The 16235-nt window shown below is 68.5% G+C and carries 12 protein-coding genes and 1 tRNA gene; 9 read left to right on the top strand and 4 right to left on the bottom strand.

What is annotated here, in order from left to right:
- Nucleotides 1–3: 3 nt before the first annotated feature.
- The 4 genes from AC54T1_RS10465 to AC54T1_RS10450 are packed head-to-tail and all read right to left on the bottom strand — an operon-like array spanning nucleotide 4 to nucleotide 3775.
- The gene (locus tag AC54T1_RS10465; RefSeq protein ID WP_484345671.1) at nucleotides 4–678 is read right to left on the bottom strand and encodes a response regulator; all 675 of its coding nucleotides are present in this window, start codon (nucleotides 676–678) and stop codon (nucleotides 4–6) included.
- Nucleotides 641–1999: a sensor histidine kinase gene (locus AC54T1_RS10460; RefSeq protein ID WP_496911890.1), complete on the bottom strand. Its 1359-nt coding sequence runs from the start codon at nucleotides 1997–1999 to the stop codon at nucleotides 641–643. The genes AC54T1_RS10465 and AC54T1_RS10460 overlap by 38 nt, the downstream gene beginning before the upstream one ends.
- Complete coding sequence (locus tag AC54T1_RS10455) at nucleotides 1986–2864, bottom strand: ABC transporter permease (RefSeq protein WP_496911889.1); 879 nt, start codon at nucleotides 2862–2864, stop codon at nucleotides 1986–1988. The genes AC54T1_RS10460 and AC54T1_RS10455 overlap by 14 nt, the downstream gene beginning before the upstream one ends.
- Nucleotides 2861–3775: an ABC transporter ATP-binding protein gene (locus tag AC54T1_RS10450; RefSeq protein WP_496911888.1), complete on the bottom strand. Its 915-nt coding sequence runs from the start codon at nucleotides 3773–3775 to the stop codon at nucleotides 2861–2863. The genes AC54T1_RS10455 and AC54T1_RS10450 overlap by 4 nt, the downstream gene beginning before the upstream one ends.
- A 281-nt stretch (nucleotides 3776–4056) precedes the next feature.
- Between AC54T1_RS10450 and AC54T1_RS10445 the strand changes: the two genes are divergently transcribed.
- From AC54T1_RS10445 to AC54T1_RS10405, 9 genes are all read left to right on the top strand, one after another.
- Nucleotides 4057–4129: transfer RNA gene (locus tag AC54T1_RS10445), tRNA-Trp, on the top strand.
- 105 nt (nucleotides 4130–4234) lie between these two features.
- The gene (gene secE / locus AC54T1_RS10440) at nucleotides 4235–4516 is read left to right on the top strand and encodes a preprotein translocase subunit SecE (RefSeq protein WP_484345675.1); all 282 of its coding nucleotides are present in this window, start codon (nucleotides 4235–4237) and stop codon (nucleotides 4514–4516) included.
- Between the two features lie 140 nt (nucleotides 4517–4656).
- Entirely contained in the window at nucleotides 4657–5454 is a 798-nt protein-coding gene (gene nusG, locus AC54T1_RS10435; protein ID WP_496911887.1) for a transcription termination/antitermination protein NusG, read from the top strand.
- Nucleotides 5455–5520: 66 nt separating this feature from the next.
- Nucleotides 5521–5952: a 50S ribosomal protein L11 gene (gene rplK, locus AC54T1_RS10430; protein ID WP_484345677.1), complete on the top strand. Its 432-nt coding sequence runs from the start codon at nucleotides 5521–5523 to the stop codon at nucleotides 5950–5952.
- 106 nt (nucleotides 5953–6058) lie between these two features.
- Nucleotides 6059–6778: a 50S ribosomal protein L1 gene (rplA, locus tag AC54T1_RS10425; RefSeq protein ID WP_484345678.1), complete on the top strand. Its 720-nt coding sequence runs from the start codon at nucleotides 6059–6061 to the stop codon at nucleotides 6776–6778.
- Nucleotides 6779–7167: 389 nt separating this feature from the next.
- Nucleotides 7168–7698, top strand: coding sequence for a 50S ribosomal protein L10 (gene rplJ, locus AC54T1_RS10420; RefSeq protein ID WP_484345679.1), 531 nt, complete (start codon nucleotides 7168–7170; stop codon nucleotides 7696–7698).
- Nucleotides 7699–7782: 84 nt separating this feature from the next.
- Nucleotides 7783–8166, top strand: a complete 384-nt coding sequence (rplL, locus tag AC54T1_RS10415; protein ID WP_484345680.1) for a 50S ribosomal protein L7/L12 — start codon at nucleotides 7783–7785, stop codon at nucleotides 8164–8166.
- 440 nt (nucleotides 8167–8606) lie between these two features.
- The gene (rpoB, locus tag AC54T1_RS10410) at nucleotides 8607–12119 is read left to right on the top strand and encodes a DNA-directed RNA polymerase subunit beta (RefSeq protein ID WP_496911886.1); all 3513 of its coding nucleotides are present in this window, start codon (nucleotides 8607–8609) and stop codon (nucleotides 12117–12119) included.
- A gap of 126 nt (nucleotides 12120–12245) precedes the next feature.
- The gene (locus AC54T1_RS10405) at nucleotides 12246–16124 is read left to right on the top strand and encodes a DNA-directed RNA polymerase subunit beta' (RefSeq protein WP_484345682.1); all 3879 of its coding nucleotides are present in this window, start codon (nucleotides 12246–12248) and stop codon (nucleotides 16122–16124) included.
- Nucleotides 16125–16235 lie beyond the last annotated feature (111 nt).

Below are 16235 nucleotides of genomic sequence, written 5' to 3'. Positions count from 1 at the left end.
CCGTCATCGGGGGGCGGGCAGGATCCCCCGTTCCATCGCCCGTGTGACGGCGAGCGTCCGGCTGTCCACGCCGAGCTTGCCGAAGATCCGCAGCAGGTGCGTCTTGACGGTTGCCTCGGCGATGAACAGCTCCCGCCCGATCGCGGGGTTGCTCAGCCCGCGCGCGACGGCGCCGAGCACCTCGATCTCCCGGGCGGTGAGGCGCTCGTCCTCGCCACGCATCTGCGTGACGAGGCGGGTGGCGACCGACGGCGCGAGCACCGTCTGGCCGCGCGCAGCTGCCCGGACACCGGCGACGAGCTCGGCACGGGGAGTGTCCTTGAGCAGGTAGCCGGTGGCACCGGCCTCGACCGCCCGCAGGATCTCCGAGTCGGTCTCGTAGGTGGTGAGCACCACCACCCGTGGTGGGGCCGGCAGGGCGCGGATGGCCCGCGTCGCGGCGACGCCGTCGAGCACAGGCATGCGCAGGTCGGTGAGCACGACGTCGGGCGCGAGCTCGCGCGCGAGCGCCACGCCCTGCTGGCCGTCCTCGGCCTCGCCGACGACCTCGATGTCCGGTTCGGCCGCGAGCAGACCGGCGATCCCGGCGCGCACCACGGGGTGGTCGTCGACGACGAGCACCCGGACGGTTCCCCGGGCGTCACACACCGGCGTGCACCGCGTGTGCGTGGTCGCCATGGTGGGCACCGGGAACCGTGACGTGCACCCGGGTGCCACGCCGGGGCCCGGGGTGCTCCGGGGCGTCGCTGGGGTCTGTCAGGCGGCGGGAGGTGATCTGCACGGACCCACCGTAGGCCGCGACACGCTCGCGCATGCCCTGCAGGCCGAACCCCTCGCTCATGCCAGGGTCGATCCCCACGCCGTCGTCCTCGACCACGAGCGTCGCGCCGCTCGTGGTCAACCGCAGCTCGAGCGTCGCGGACGTCGCCCGGGCATGGCGCCGGACGTTCGAGAGCGACTCCTGCGCGGCGCGCAGGAGCACGACGTCCCCGCCCGGAGGCAGGGTCGGTCCCGCCGCGTCGTCCGGGACGTCCACCGATGCCGCCACGGGAACGCCCGTCTCGTCCTCGAAGCCCTCGACGAGCCGGGTCAGCGCCTGCCCGAGGCTCGATCCCTGCAGGGGCGGTGGTGCGAAGGCCGCGACGAGCGACCGCGCTTCGGCGAGGTTCTCCCGCGCCGTGCGCTCGATGAGATCGAGCCGTTGGGCGACGGCGGCGACCGCCCCGCGCTCGAGGTCGATCCCTGCCGTCTGCGTGAGCATGATGACGCTCGTGAAGCCCTGGGCGAGGGTGTCGTGGATCTCGCGGGCGAGCCGCTCGCGCTCAGCGGCGACCCCCGCGGCGTGCTGGCGTCGTCCCACCTCCGCCTGGGCGGCCTCGAGGTCGTCGAGGAGCTGGACCTGGGCGGTGCCCTGGGAGATCACGGTCCGCAGCCAGATCCCCATGAGGAGGGCGAACGCCAGCCCGAGCAGCATCTGGAAGACGATGACGGCGGGGTGCTCTCCCGAGTCGCGCAGCCGGAACAGCAGCGCGAGGGTGACCACCGCCGTGAGGACGATGCAGAGGTACACCCCCGACCGCGTCGTGGGTGCGAGGAGCCACACCTGCGAGTACGCGACGAACAGCAGCACGGTGCCGAGCGGGTCGATGCCGGTGACGAAGCCCGTCACCGCGAACAGGACGCCCAGGTACAGCGCGCCGCTGCGGAGGTTCTCGGTCTCGACGGCCCGCCTGCCCACCGACGCGTACACGACGACGAGGACGGCCAGCGCGACGAGCGAGGTGGTGAGCCCGGTGCCCCAGCCGGCCGGGCGGTCGGAAGCGCCCGCGACCAGGGACCCGGCGGCGATGGCCACGAGACCGTAGAACGCCAGGTGCCAGTAGCGCAGCACCCGCGACCAGGACGCGGCCTCGCGCTGCACGTGACGTCCGTCCGACGCCGCGCCCGGGTGGGTGCGGGTCGGCGGACCGGCGAGGTGCGCCGCGTCAGCCGTCGTCACGGCGTCGCCACCGGAAGGTCCGCACACCGACGAGGAGTCCGAGGATCAGCCATGCACCAAGGATGAGGGCCGTCGTCGTGTGCTGCCAGGACCCCGACGCCTCCCACGCCGCAGCGTGCTCGGGGAGGAACACCGAGCGCATGCCCTGGGCCATCCACTTGAGGGGGAACACCTCGGCGATCCGCTGCATCCAGCTCGGCAGGTCGGTGAACACGAAGAACACCCCCGACACGAACTGCAGGACGAGGACCACCGGTGTCACGACGGCGCTCGCGGACCTGCCGCTGCCGGGCAACGACGAGAACCCGATGCCGCACACGGCGCCGGTCGTCGCCGAGAGCACGAAGACCCAGGCGAAGGTGCTCCAGGCGCCGGGGGTCGACGGCATGGGGACGTCGAAGACGAGCGCGGCGACCACGAGCAGGAGCGCGAGCTGGACGAGCGAGACGACGAGGACCTGCCCGATCTTCCCGAGGATGTAGCTCGTCGGGGACAAGGGCGTGGCCTGGAGGCGTTTGAGGGTCCCCTCGTCCCGTTCGACGGCGATGTTGATCGCGAGCGTCTGGAACGTCGTGAGCATGATGCCGGTGGCGATCATGCCAGGGAGGAAGTACTGGGCGAAGGGCACGACCGCCCCGTCGGCAGGGTCGCCCAGCGTCGCCCCGTCCTTGCCGAAGACGGTCGCGAAGATCGCCAGCATGATGATGGGGTAGGCGAAGATGAAGACGAGCGCGTCACGCTCCCGGAAGAACGTCGTGATCTCCACCCGGGTGCGTTCCCATCCGAGCTTCGCCGTGCTCGGCAGGCGGGTGGGCTGGCCGCTGCTCGCGGCGTCGCGGCGCTGGGGTACGTGGGTCGCGGTCATCGTGAGACCTCCTGTGCGGTGCCGGGCCGGGACGGCGCGTCCGCGTCGTCGGCCTGGGCGATGAGGGACAGGTAGACGTCTTCGAGGCTCGGCCGGACGACCTGCAGGCCGGGGACCTCCCCGTCGGGTCCGGCCACCTCCCGGGCGAGCCGGGCCACGAGGGCTGTCGGCTGGTCGGTCGCCTCGGACCTGCTCTGCCCGTCCTGCTGCCAGCGGACGGTCGTGAGGCGGGCTCCGGGGCCCCCCAGCTGGTCCGGGGCGTCGAGCGCGACGACACGGCCGGCCCGGACGACGGCGGCGCGGTCCGCGAGGTGCGCTGCCTCGTCGAGGTAGTGGGTCGTCAGGACGATGGTGGTCCCACCGTCGCGCAGGGACGAGATGAGGTCCCAGAAGCTCCGCCGCGCGTGCGGGTCGAAGCCGGTCGTGGGCTCGTCGAGGAAGAGCAGCTCGGGCCGCCCGACGATGCCCAGGCCGACGTCGAGCCTGCGTCGCTGGCCACCGGACAGGTGGCGCACGCGGTCCGTGGCCTTGTCCGTGAGGCCGACGGACTCGATCACCTCGTCAGCGTCCCGGGCGTCGGGGTAGTACGTGGCGACGTGCCGCAGGAGCTCGCGGACGCTGAGCTCGGGCTGGTCGCGGGAGTCCTGGAGCACGACGCCGATGCGGCTGCGCCAGGCCCGGCCCGCGACAGCGGGGTCCTCACCGAGCACCCGGACGTGCCCGGTGGTCGCCTGCCGGAAGCCTTCGAGGATCTCGACGGTCGTCGTCTTTCCGGCGCCGTTGGGTCCGAGGATCGCGAAGATCTCGCCGGCGCGGACCGTGAGGTCGACGCCGGCGACAGCGTGACGGTCCCCGTACGTCTTCGTCAGTCCCTTGACCTCGATGGCCGGAGCGGGAGTGGTCTGTGTCATGGGACCAGCATGCTCCGTTGACGGGTGCTCGCGGCAGCCGTGGACCGGCGGGATCTGCGCCGCGCCCACCGGTGGAGGGGCGGGTCAGTCGATCGGTGGACATGGTCGGCAGGGGAGGCCCGCTGGCTCGCTTCTCGCCCCGGTCCGGCCGCGGGAAGCGACGCTGGTTAGACCGGGGGACCGCCGTCGCGTACAGTGGTCAATCGGTGGTTGACGTCCACCACACTGCAGCGTGCCCGCGAGGGTATCTCGCAGCCGTGGATACTGGATGTCGTCCTCAAAGGGTAGTGGCGCAATTGGTAGCGCAGCGGTCTCCAAAACCGCAGGTTGCAGGTTCGAGTCCTGTCTGCCCTGCTGAGTGTCATCACCGACCTCGGGTCGGTCGTGGCGCTGCCCCCGTCATGGGGGAGACGAGGTCATGGGCACGTGATGACACAGGCCACGACGTAGGGACGAACAGTGAGCGAATCCGCATCTGGTGCCGCCAACGCCGAGAGCGTCGGCGTCAGCGGAGCGAAGAGCAGCGACAAGAAGTCCACGCAGAAGAAGGCCAACTTCTTCGCGCGGGTCGCCCTCTTCCTGCGCCAGGTCGTCGGGGAGCTCAAGAAGGTCGTCACCCCGACCCGCTCGGAGCTGTTCAACTACGTGCTGGTCGTGATCGTCTTCGTGCTCGTCGCGATGGGATTCGTCGTCCTGCTGGACTTCCTCATCGGCAAGGGTGTCTTCTGGGTGTTCGGCTGACGCCAGCCGTCGTCCCGACGACGCCTGGCCCTGCGGGTGCCGGGTACGAACAGCGCGACGCCGGGCCGCGGTCCGCGCCGCACCACACCACAGTCCGTCCGGGCAGGTTCTCGGACAGTCAGTAGAAAGCAGGTTGACCCGTGTCTCAGGAGTCGTTCGAACCGACGGAGGAGATCGTCGACGCCGTCGTGTCCGATGCCGAGAGCGCGGATGCGACCGTTGCCACGTCCGAGGACGTGGATGCCGGTGAGCTGGACGCCTCGGACGAGGTTCCCGCGACCGACGCCGAGCCCGTCGACGAGACCGCAGGCAGCGACGTCGCTGCTGACGAGGACGTCGAGGAGGACCCGGTCGAGGCCTTCAAGCGCGAGCTGCGCTCCAAGCCCGGTGACTGGTTCGTCATCCACTCCTACGCGGGTTACGAGAACCGGGTCAAGGCCAACCTCGAGAACCGCATCCAGAGCCTCAACATGGAGGACTACATCTTCCAGATCGAGGTTCCGATGGAGGAGGTCACCGAGATCAAGAACGCGCAGAAGAAGGTCGTCCGCCGCGTTCGGATCCCCGGTTACGTCCTCGTGCGCATGGACCTCACCGACGAGTCGTGGGGCGCCGTGCGCCACACGCCCGGCGTCACCGGGTTCGTGGGACACACCCACCAGCCGGTGCCGCTGACCCAGGACGAGGTCTTCGGCATGCTCGCGCCGCTCATCGCCCCCAAGGCGGACGGCACGAGCAAGGGTGCCGAAGGGCGTCCCGCGATCGAGGTCGAGTACCAGGTCGGGGAGTCCGTCACCGTCACCGACGGGCCGTTCGACACGCTGCCCGCCTCGATCTCCGAGATCAACGCCGAGAGCCAGAAGCTCAAGGTGCTGGTGTCGATCTTCGGCCGGGAGACCCCGGTCGAGCTGTCGTTCAGCCAGGTTGCCAAGATCTGATCCTGAGCGAGCGGACGGCGCCGTGCGGCGTCGTCATCTACTGAGTCAGAACACGAAGGACCCGACATGCCTCCCAAGAAGAAGGTATCTGGGCTGATCAAGCTCCAGATCAAGGCCGGCGCTGCCACGCCGGCACCCCCGATCGGCCCCGCGCTCGGTCAGCACGGCGTCAACATCATGGAGTTCTGCAAGGCGTACAACGCCGCGACCGAGTCGCAGCGTGGCAACGTCGTGCCCGTGGAGATCACGGTCTACGAAGACCGCACCTTCACCTTCATCACGAAGACGCCGCCTGCAGCGGAGCTCATCAAGAAGGCCGCTGGCGTGGACAAGGGTTCGCCCACCCCGCACACGGTCAAGGTCGCGACCCTCTCGGCCGACCAGGTCCGCGAGATCGCCTCCACGAAGCTCGAGGACCTCAACGCCAACGACCTCGAGGCTGCCTCGAAGATCATCGCCGGCACCGCTCGCTCCATGGGCATCAAGGTCGAAGGCTGACCTTCAGCACCTCATTCACATCCGTCCGGCAGGCCGTAGGCCCGCTGGAGAGTGGCAGGGTCCGCGCGGACCCGTAGACCACGACTGCTACAAGGAGAACAAGCAGATGGCAACGCGCAGCAAGGCATACCGCAACGCGGCGGAGAAGATCGATCGCGACAACCTGTACACGCCCCTCGAGGCCGTGCGTCTCGCGAAGGAGACCTCGGTCACCAAGTGGGACGCGACCGTCGAGGTCGCCTTCCGCCTCGGCGTCGACCCCCGCAAGGCGGACCAGATGGTCCGTGGCACCGTCAACCTGCCCCACGGCACCGGCAAGACCGCTCGGGTCCTGGTCTTCGCCACGGGTGAGCGTGCCGAGCAGGCACGCGCCGCGGGCGCAGACATCGTCGGTGGCGACGAGCTCATCGAGAAGGTCGCGGCCGGGTTCACCGACTTCGACTCCGCCGTCGCGACGCCGGACCTCATGGGGAAGGTCGGGCGCCTCGGTAAGGTCCTCGGCCCCCGCGGTCTCATGCCGAACCCGAAGACCGGCACCGTGACGATGGACGTGGCGAAGGCTGTCACGGAGATCAAGGGCGGAAAGATCGAGTTCCGCGTCGACAAGCACTCGAACCTCCACTTCATCATCGGCAAGGTCTCCTTCACCGAGAACCAGCTGGTGGAGAACTACGCCGCAGCGATCGACGAGGTCCTGCGTCTCAAGCCGTCCTCCTCCAAGGGCCGCTACATCACCCGGGCGACGCTCGCGACGACGATGGGCCCCGGCATCCCCGTGGACCAGACGAAGACGACGAAGCTGCTCGGCGAGGACGAGGCCGCCTGACGGTCGTGTCGTGACGCGGGCGCAGGCCCGCTGGCAGTGCAGCACGAAGCCGGGTCCCTGGGAGGGGCCCGGCTTCGTGCCGTCCTGGAGCCGACGGCCCGGCCCTGTGGCCGGGGGAGTCGACCGGGGGCGTTTGGACCTGGCGACGACGTGGCGTACGCTATGGAGGTACCCAAGACCGCAGGTCGTCGATCGTGCCCAGAAACGGGCGCAGTTGACCGAAGCTCCGCTCGCAGCGGGGGCCGGCGCAGGTGAGAGAGCAACCAGAGCAGCAGCCCGTGAGGGCTGTGCGATGCGAGCCCCGCGCCTGCGCGGGGCTCTTTTTTGTGTGTGGTGCGGGAGCCGGGATCCCCGGCGAGACACGCGGCACCACCATCGGAAGGATTGCCATGGCGAGGCCGGACAAGGCAGCCGCAGTCGCGGAGCTCTCGGACCTGTTCCGCGAGTCGAACGCTGCAGTGCTGACTGAGTACCGCGGGCTCACCGTCGCGCAGCTCAAGCAGCTGCGTCGGTCGCTCAGCGGCAACGCAACCTACGCCGTGGTGAAGAACACGCTGACCGCGATCGCGGCCAAGGAGGCCGGTGTCGAAGGACTTGACGCCGACCTCTCCGGGCCGTCGGCAATCGCCTTCGTCTCCGGGGACCCGGTCGAGGCTGCCAAGGGCCTGCGTGACTTCGCCAAGGCGAACCCCCAGCTGATCATCAAGGCGGGTGTCCTCGACGGGCGCCCGATGACCGCTGCGGACATCAACAAGCTCGCGGACCTCGAGTCCCGCGAGGTGCTGCTCGCCCAGCTGGCCGGCGTCTTCAAGGCGTCGCTCTACCAGGCGGCATACCTCTTCACGGCCCCCGCCTCCAAGGCCGTGCGCACGATCGACGCCCTGCGCGAGAAGCAGGCTTCGCAGGACAGCGAGTCCTGAGCCTTCCCGTCAGGGATCGCCCAGGAACCGCACACACCCCACACCCTCTGCTTCACGCAGGACAACCAGGAAGGAACGCCGACCATGGCGAAGCTCACCACCGAAGAGCTCATCGAGGCTTTCAAGGAACTGTCCCTCATCGAGCTCTCCGAGTTCGTGAAGGCGTTCGAGGAGACCTTTGAGGTCACCGCAGCGGCCCCCGCCGCTGTCGCCGTTGCAGGTCCGGCCGCCGCCGCGGTCGAGGTCGAGGAGGAGAAGGACGAGTTCGACGTCATCCTCGAGTCGGCTGGCGAGAAGAAGATCCAGGTCATCAAGGAGGTGCGCGCCCTCACGAGCCTCGGCCTGAAGGAGGCGAAGGACCTCGTTGACGGTGCTCCGAAGGCGGTCCTCGAGGCTGCTAACAAGGAGACGGCCGAGAAGGCCAAGGCTGCCCTCGAGGGCGCCGGCGCCACGGTCACCCTCAAGTGATCTGAGCTCCACAGCTCCACCATCGCAGACGATGAGGCCCGCACCCCCAGGGGTGCGGGCTTCGTCGTCTGCACAGAGATCGAGCCCGGGCACACGGCGTCGGTATGTCGCCGCGGAGCCCCGCCGACGCCTCGCTGAGGCGTCCCACGCTCGTGCACGAACGTCCGGGTTGCTCATCCTTGACTCGGTCGGCTATGCTAACGCTTTGCGCTGGCGTGTGCCTGCAAAACCCATCCCTGATGCCGGGTGGACCAACCTTCAGACAGTCCGGAGCGAACTCCGGGGCGTTCTCGAAGGGTGGTCCGCGGAGCTGTGAGACGCGAAAGTCCTTGGAAAACAAGGGCTGAGCGGCCCTCGGAGCCTCGGCGAACACCACAAGGGTGGCCGAGCAGGACGCAAAGCGCAACAGCGTGCACTCGAACCGCAGGGAAGGACCCCTCTTGGCTGCCTCGCGCACCCCTTCTGCTCCGTCCGCCGACGCGATCGCGAACCGCACCGCGTCTCGGCGCGTCTCCTTCGCCAAGATCTTCGAACCGCTCGAGGTCCCCGACCTCCTCGGTCTCCAGACCGAGAGCTTCGACTGGCTCCTCGGGAACGACAAGTGGCGCGCCCGCGTCGCTGCCGCCAACGAGAGCGGCCGCCAGGACGTCCCCGCGACCTCCGGGCTGGAGGAGATCTTCGAGGAGATCTCCCCGATCGAGGACTTCGGCTCGTCGATGTCCCTCTCGTTCTCCAACCACCGCTTCGAGCCGCCCAAGCACACGGCCGAGGAGTGCAAGGAGAAGGACTTCACCTACGCCGCGCCGCTGTTCGTCACGGCCGAGTTCTTCAACTACAACACCGGTGAGATCAAGAGCCAGACGGTCTTCATGGGCGACTTCCCGCTCATGACCGCCCGCGGCACCTTCATCATCAACGGCACCGAGCGCGTGGTCGTCTCGCAGCTCGTCCGTTCGCCCGGCGTCTACTTCGAGCGCGCCGCCGACAAGACGAGCGACAAGGACATCTTCTCCGCGAAGATCATCCCGTCCCGCGGTGCCTGGCTCGAGTTCGAGATCGACAAGCGGGACGCCGTCGGCGTCCGCGTCGACCGCAAGCGCAAGCAGTCCGTGACGGTGCTGCTCAAGGCGCTCGGCCTCACCGAGTCCGAGATCCGGGAGGAGTTCGCCGACTTCCCGTCGATCCTCGACACCCTCGAGAAGGACCACGTCACCACGGCGGAAGAGGCCCTCGTGGACCTCTACCGCAAGATCCGTCCGGGCGAGCCGCCGACGGTCGAGGCCGGCCGCTCGCTCCTCGAGAACTTCTACTTCAACTCCAAGCGCTACGACCTCGCGAAGGTCGGCCGCTACAAGGTGAACAAGAAGCTCGGCATCGACGCGCCCCTGAGCGACTCGGTCCTCACCGTGACGGACATCGTCGCGACGATCAAGTACCTCGCTGCGCTGCACGCCGACGCTGCCACGATCCCCGGCACCAAGAACGGTGAGGCGATCGAGGTCCGCGTCGAGACCGACGACATCGACCACTTCGGCAACCGTCGTATCCGCGCCGTGGGCGAGCTCATCCAGAACCAGGTCCGGACCGGCCTGTCCCGCATGGAGCGCGTCGTTCGCGAGCGGATGACGACGCAGGACGTCGAGGCGATCGCGCCGCAGACCCTCATCAACATCCGCCCGGTCGTGGCATCGATCAAGGAGTTCTTCGGCACCTCGCAGCTGTCGCAGTTCATGGACCAGAACAACCCGCTCGCCGGACTGACGCACAAGCGTCGCCTGTCCGCGCTGGGCCCGGGTGGTCTGTCCCGTGACCGCGCCGGCATGGAGGTCCGTGACGTCCACCCGTCGCACTACGGACGCATGTGCCCCATCGAGACCCCTGAGGGCCCGAACATCGGCCTCATCGGCTCGCTCGCGTCGTTCGGCCGGATCAACCCGTTCGGGTTCATCGAGACGCCGTACCGCAAGGTCGAGAACGGTCGCGTGAGCGACGAGGTCGTCTACCTCACCGCCGACGACGAGGACCGCTTCGTCATCGCCCAGGCCAACACGGAGCTCGCCGCGGACAACTCGTTCGCCCAGGAGCGCGTGCTCGTGCGCACCAAGGGTGGAGAGACCGACGACATCCTCGGTTCGGCAGTGGACTACATGGACGTCTCGCCGCGCCAGATGGTGTCGGTCGCGACCGCGCTCATCCCGTTCCTCGAGCACGACGACGCCAACCGCGCGCTCATGGGCGCGAACATGCAGCGCCAGGCTGTCCCGCTGGTGCGCTCCGAGGCGCCGCTCGTCGGCACCGGTATGGAGCGCCGCGCTGCGATCGACGCCGGTGACGTCATCGTCGCGACGAAGCCGGGTGTCGTCACCGAGGTCTCCGCCGACCTCATCGTCGTCGCCAACGACGACGCCACGACGACGAGCTACCGCGTCGCCAAGTTCCGTCGCTCGAACCAGGGCACGTCGTACAACCAGCGCGTGCTGGTCGACGAGGGCGCCCGGGTCGAGGTCGGCTCCGTGCTCGCCGACGGTCCTGCCACGGACGAGGGAGAGCTGGCCCTGGGCCGCAACCTCCTCGTGGCGTTCATGTCCTGGGAGGGCCACAACTACGAGGACGCGATCATCCTGTCGCAGCGCCTCGTGCAGGACGACGTCCTGTCCTCGATCCACATCGAGGAGCACGAGGTCGACGCCCGCGACACGAAGCTCGGCCCCGAGGAGATCACCCGGGACATCCCGAACGTCTCCGAGGACGTCCTCGCGGACCTCGACGAGCGCGGCATCATCCGCATCGGCGCCGAGGTCGGCTCCGGTGACGTGCTCGTCGGGAAGGTCACGCCCAAGGGCGAGACCGAGCTCACCCCGGAGGAGCGCCTCCTGCGCGCCATCTTCGGCGAGAAGGCTCGTGAGGTCCGCGACACGTCGCTCAAGGTTCCTCACGGGGAGTCCGGCACGGTCATCGGCGTCAAGGAGTTCCGTCGCGAGGACGGCGACGAGCTGCCCGCCGGCGTCAACGAGCTGGTTCGCGTCTACATCGCCCAGCGACGCAAGATCACCGCAGGTGACAAGCTCGCTGGTCGCCACGGGAACAAGGGCGTCATCTCGACGATCCTGCCGGTCGAGGACATGCCGTTCCTCGAGGACGGCACGCCCGTCGACATCGTCCTCAACCCGATGGGTGTTCCCGGACGCATGAACGTCGGTCAGGTGCTCGAGGTCCACCTCGGGTGGATCGCGGCACAGGGCTGGGACATCACGCTCGCCACGGAGGGTGACCTCTCCTGGAAGGACGACGTCCCGGAGATCGCGTCCAAGAGCGGACCGCGCAACCCCGTGGCGACGCCGGTCTTCGACGGCCTGCAGGAGAACGCGCTCAGCGGGCTCCTCACGAGCACCCTGCCCAACCGGGACGGCCAGCGCATGGTCCAGCCCGACGGCAAGGCGCGCCTGTTCGACGGCCGTTCCGGCGAGCCGTTCCCCGAGGCGGTGGCCGTCGGCTACATGTACATCCTCAAGCTCCACCACCTCGTGGACGACAAGATCCACGCACGGTCGACGGGCCCGTACTCGATGATCACCCAGCAGCCGCTCGGTGGTAAGGCGCAGTTCGGTGGCCAGCGGTTCGGCGAGATGGAGGTGTGGGCGCTCGAGGCGTACGGCGCCGCGTACACCCTCCAGGAGCTCCTGACGATCAAGTCGGACGACGTCCCCGGACGCGTGAAGGTCTACGAGGCCATCGTCAAGGGCGAGAACATCCCCGACTCGGGAATTCCTGAGTCCTTCAAGGTGCTCCTCAAGGAGATGCAGTCCCTCTGCCTGAACGTCGAGGTGCTCTCCAGCGACGGGACCTCGATCGAGATGCGCGAGTCCGACGACGACGTGTACCGCGCCGCCGAGGAGCTGGGGATCGACCTCTCCCGCCGGCCGAACGCGGCATCAAGCATCGACGAGATCTGACCTCGGCAGTGACGGGGACGCCGTGCGCGGCGTCCCCGTCACCCACCGACACCATGTAGTACCTCCACCGCGCCGGCCCGGGAACTGTCCCGGGGAAGGCCGGCAGACGAAGGAAGTAGGACCACCTTGCTCGACGTCAATGTCTTCGACGAGCTGCGTATCGGACTGGCAACAGCAGACGACATCCGTACCTGGTCGCACGGCGAGGTCAAGAAGCCCGAGACCATCAACTACCGCACGCTCAAGCCCGAGAAGGACGGCCTCTTCTGCGAGAAGATCTTCGGCCCCACCCGGGACTGGGAGTGCTACTGCGGCAAGTACAAGCGCGTGCGCTTCAAGGGCATCATCTGCGAGCGGTGTGGCGTCGAGGTCACGCGCTCCAAGGTGCGCCGTGAGCGCATGGGCCACATCGAGCTCGCCGCTCCCGTCACCCACATCTGGTTCTTCAAGGGTGTGCCGTCGCGCCTCGGCTACCTGCTCGACCTCGCCCCGAAGGACCTCGAGAAGGTCATCTACTTCGCGGCGTACATGATCACGTCGGTCGACGTCGACGGCCGTCAGGAAGACCTCCCGAACCTCCAGAACGAGATCGACCTGGAGCGCAAGGAGATCACCGACCGTCGGGACAACGACATCGAGATGCGCGCGCAGCGCCTCGAGGCGGACCTCGCTGCGCTCGAGGCCGAGGGCGCACGCGCTGACGCGCGCCGCAAGGTGCGCGACTCGGCCGAGCGCGAGATGGCGCAGATCCGCAAGCGTTCCGACGCGGAGCTCGACCGTCTCGAGCAGGTCTGGGACAAGTTCAAGAACCTCAAGGTCGCGGACCTCGAGGGTGACGAGATGCTCTACCGCGCCCTCCAGGACCGGTACGGCAACTACTTCGAGGGCTCGATGGGCGCTGCGGCGATCCAGAAGCGCCTCCAGGACTTCGACCTCGTCGCCGAGGCGGAGTCGCTGCGCGAGATCATCCGCAGCGGCAAGGGACAGCGCAAGACCCGTGCGCTCAAGCGCCTCAAGGTCGTCAACGCGTTCCTCACGACGACGAACTCGCCCACGGGCATGGTGCTCGACGCCGTCCCCGTCATCCCGCCGGACCTGCGTCCGATGGTCCAGCTCGACGGTGGCCGTTTCGCCACCTCGGACCTCAACGACCTCTACCGCCGCGTCATCAACCGCAACAACCGGTTGAAGCGTCTTCTCGACCTCGGTGCCCCCGAGATCATCGTCAACAACGAGAAGCGCATGCTGCAGGAGGCCGTGGACTCCCTCTTCGACAACGGGCGCCGTGGGCGCCCGGTGACCGGACCGGGCAACCGTCCGCTCAAGTCGATCTCCGACATGCTCAAGGGCAAGCAGGGGCGTTTCCGCCAGAACCTGCTCGGCAAGCGCGTCGACTACTCGGGCCGTTCGGTCATCGTCGTCGGCCCGCAGCTCAAGCTGCACCAGTGCGGTCTGCCCAAGCAGATGGCGCTCGAGCTCTTCAAGCCGTTCGTCATGAAGCGCCTCGTCGACCTCAACCACGCGCAGAACATCAAGAGCGCCAAGCGCATGGTGGAGCGTGCGAAGTCGGCCGTGTGGGACGTCCTCGAAGAGGTCATCACCGAGCACCCCGTGCTGCTCAACCGTGCACCCACCCTGCACCGCCTGGGTATCCAGGCGTTCGAGCCCCAGCTCGTCGAGGGCAAGGCCATCCACCTGCACCCGCTCGTCTGTGCGGCGTTCAACGCCGACTTCGACGGTGACCAGATGGCTGTGCACCTGCCGCTGTCCGCCGAGGCCCAGGCCGAGGCGCGCATCCTCATGCTCTCGAGCAACAACATCCTCAAGCCGTCCGACGGTCGCCCCGTGACCATGCCCTCCCAGGACATGATCATCGGTCTCTACCACCTGACGTCCGAGAAGGTCGACCCGATCGGCGAGGGCCGTGCGTTCAGCTCGGTGTCCGAGGCGATCATGGCCTTCGACGGCGGGAGCCTCGACCTCAACGCCCAGATCACGATCCGCATGGAGGACCTCGTCCCGCCGGTCTCGGACTTCGAGGCACCGGAGGGCTGGGAGCCGGGCACCCCGCTGCTGTTCAAGACGACCCTCGGCCGGGCGCTGTTCAACGAGCTGCTCCCTGTCGACTACCCGTACGTCAACTCGGTCGTCGACAAGAAGCGTCTGTCGCAGATCGTCAACGAGCTGGCCGAGACCTACCCGAAGGTCGAGGTCGCCGAGTCGCTCGACGCCCTCAAGGCCGCCGGCTTCCGGTGGGCGACCCGCTCCGGCATCACGATCGCCATCTCCGACGTCGCGACGCCTGCCGCCAAGGCAGGCATCCTCGAGGCGCACGAGGCGCGTGCGCTCAAGGTGCAGCAGCAGTTCGAGAAGGGTCTGATCACCGACGACGAGCGCCGTCAGGAGCTCATCGAGATCTGGACCAACGCGACCGACGAGGTCGCCACGGCCATGCGGGACAACTTCCCCGTGCGCAACACGGTCTACCGCATGGTGGGCTCGGGTGCTCGTGGTAACTGGATGCAGGTCCGCCAGATCGCCGGTATGCGTGGGCTCGTGGCGAACCCGAAGGGCGAGATCATCCCGCGGCCCATCAAGTCGAACTACCGCGAGGGCCTGTCGGTCCTCGAGTACTTCATCGCGACGCACGGTGCCCGTAAGGGTCTCGCGGACACCGCGCTGCGGACCGCCGACTCGGGGTACCTCACGCGTCGTCTCGTCGACGTCTCGCAGGACGTCATCGTCCGCGAGGAGGACTGCGGCACGGAGCGAGGCCTGACCCTCCCGGTGAGCGAGGACATCGGCAACGGTGTGCTCGTCCGCCACGAGAAGGTCGAGCAGAGCATCTACTCGCGCACGCTCGCGTCGCGGGTCGAGGTCGACGGTGTCGTCATCGGCGACGCCGGCGACGACGTCGGGGACGTGCTCATCGACGCGCTGCTCGCAGCCGGCGTGACCACGCTCAAGGTGCGCTCGGTCCTCACGTGCGAGTCGCGTGTCGGCACGTGTGCGAAGTGCTACGGCCGGTCGCTCGCGACGGGCAAGCTCGTCGACATCGGTGAGGCGGTCGGCATCATCGCCGCCCAGTCCATCGGTGAGCCCGGCACGCAGCTGACCATGCGTACGTTCCACACCGGTGGTGTGGCATCGGCCGACGACATCACGCAGGGTCTGCCGCGTGTCACGGAGCTCTTCGAGGCCCGCACCCCCAAGGGTGAGGCGCCGATCGCGGAGTTCTCCGGTCGGATCGCGATCGACGACACGGAGCGCACGCGCCGGCTCGTCCTCACCCCGGACGACGGGTCCGAGGAGATCGCCTACCCGGTGACGAAGCGGTCGCGTCTGCTCGTCGAGGACGGCCAGCACGTCGAGGTCGGTGAGCGGCTCGTGCAGGGTGCGGTGGACCCGAAGAAGGTCCTGCGCATCCTCGGCCCCCGTGCCACGCAGAAGCACCTCGTGGACGAGGTCCAGATGGTCTACCGCTCCCAGGGCGTGGACATCCACGACAAGCACATCGAGGTCATCGTGCGGCAGATGCTGCGGCGCGTGACGGTGCTCGACTCGGGCGACTCGATCCTCCTTCCCGGAGAGCTGGCCGAGCGTGGTCGCTTCGAGGACGCCAACCGGCGTGCCGTGGCCGAGGGTGGTCAGCCCGCCTCCGGCCGTCCGGAGCTCATGGGCATCACGAAGGCGTCGCTCGCGACCGACTCGTGGCTGTCGGCGGCGTCCTTCCAGGAGACGACGCGTGTCCTCACGGAGGCCGCGATGAGCGGGCGCCGGGACCCGCTGCTCGGCCTCAAGGAGAACGTCATCCTCGGAAAGCTCATCCCTGCCGGTACCGGCCTTCCGCGCTACGGCGACGTCAAGGTCGAGCCGACGGAGGAGGCCAAGGCAGAGCTGTACCCGAGCTTCGGGTACGACGAGATCGACTTCCCGGCGCTCGGCATGGGCTCCGGCGAGGCGATCCCGCTCGAGGACATCGACTTCGGTCCGGACTTCCGCTGAGGTCTGACGGAGCTTGACGACACGGGGCGGCTCTCCTGCGGGGGAGCCGCCCCGAGTCGTCCCCGCCCGACGTCTCACGCTCGACGGCGGGGGAGGAGCGGGTGGTCGTGT

The organism is Sanguibacter sp. Z41_6 (assembly GCF_059621145.1).
This window is presented reverse-complemented; position numbering and strand designations above follow the sequence as displayed.

Bases quoted from the DNA above. Each gene is read 5' to 3' on its own strand.
- AC54T1_RS10465 (WP_484345671.1), bottom strand. From the start codon at position 678: ATGGCGACCACGCACACGCGGTGCACGCCGGTGTGTGACGCCCGGGGA.
- AC54T1_RS10455 (WP_496911889.1), bottom strand. From the start codon at position 2,864: ATGACCGCGACCCACGTACCCCAGCGCCGCGACGCCGCGAGCAGCGGC.
- AC54T1_RS10450 (WP_496911888.1), bottom strand. From the start codon at position 3,775: ATGACACAGACCACTCCCGCTCCGGCCATCGAGGTCAAGGGACTGACG.
- rplK (WP_484345677.1), top strand. From the start codon at position 5,521: ATGCCTCCCAAGAAGAAGGTATCTGGGCTGATCAAGCTCCAGATCAAG.
- rplA (WP_484345678.1), top strand. From the start codon at position 6,059: ATGGCAACGCGCAGCAAGGCATACCGCAACGCGGCGGAGAAGATCGAT.
- rplJ (WP_484345679.1), top strand. From the start codon at position 7,168: ATGGCGAGGCCGGACAAGGCAGCCGCAGTCGCGGAGCTCTCGGACCTG.
- rplL (WP_484345680.1), top strand. From the start codon at position 7,783: ATGGCGAAGCTCACCACCGAAGAGCTCATCGAGGCTTTCAAGGAACTG.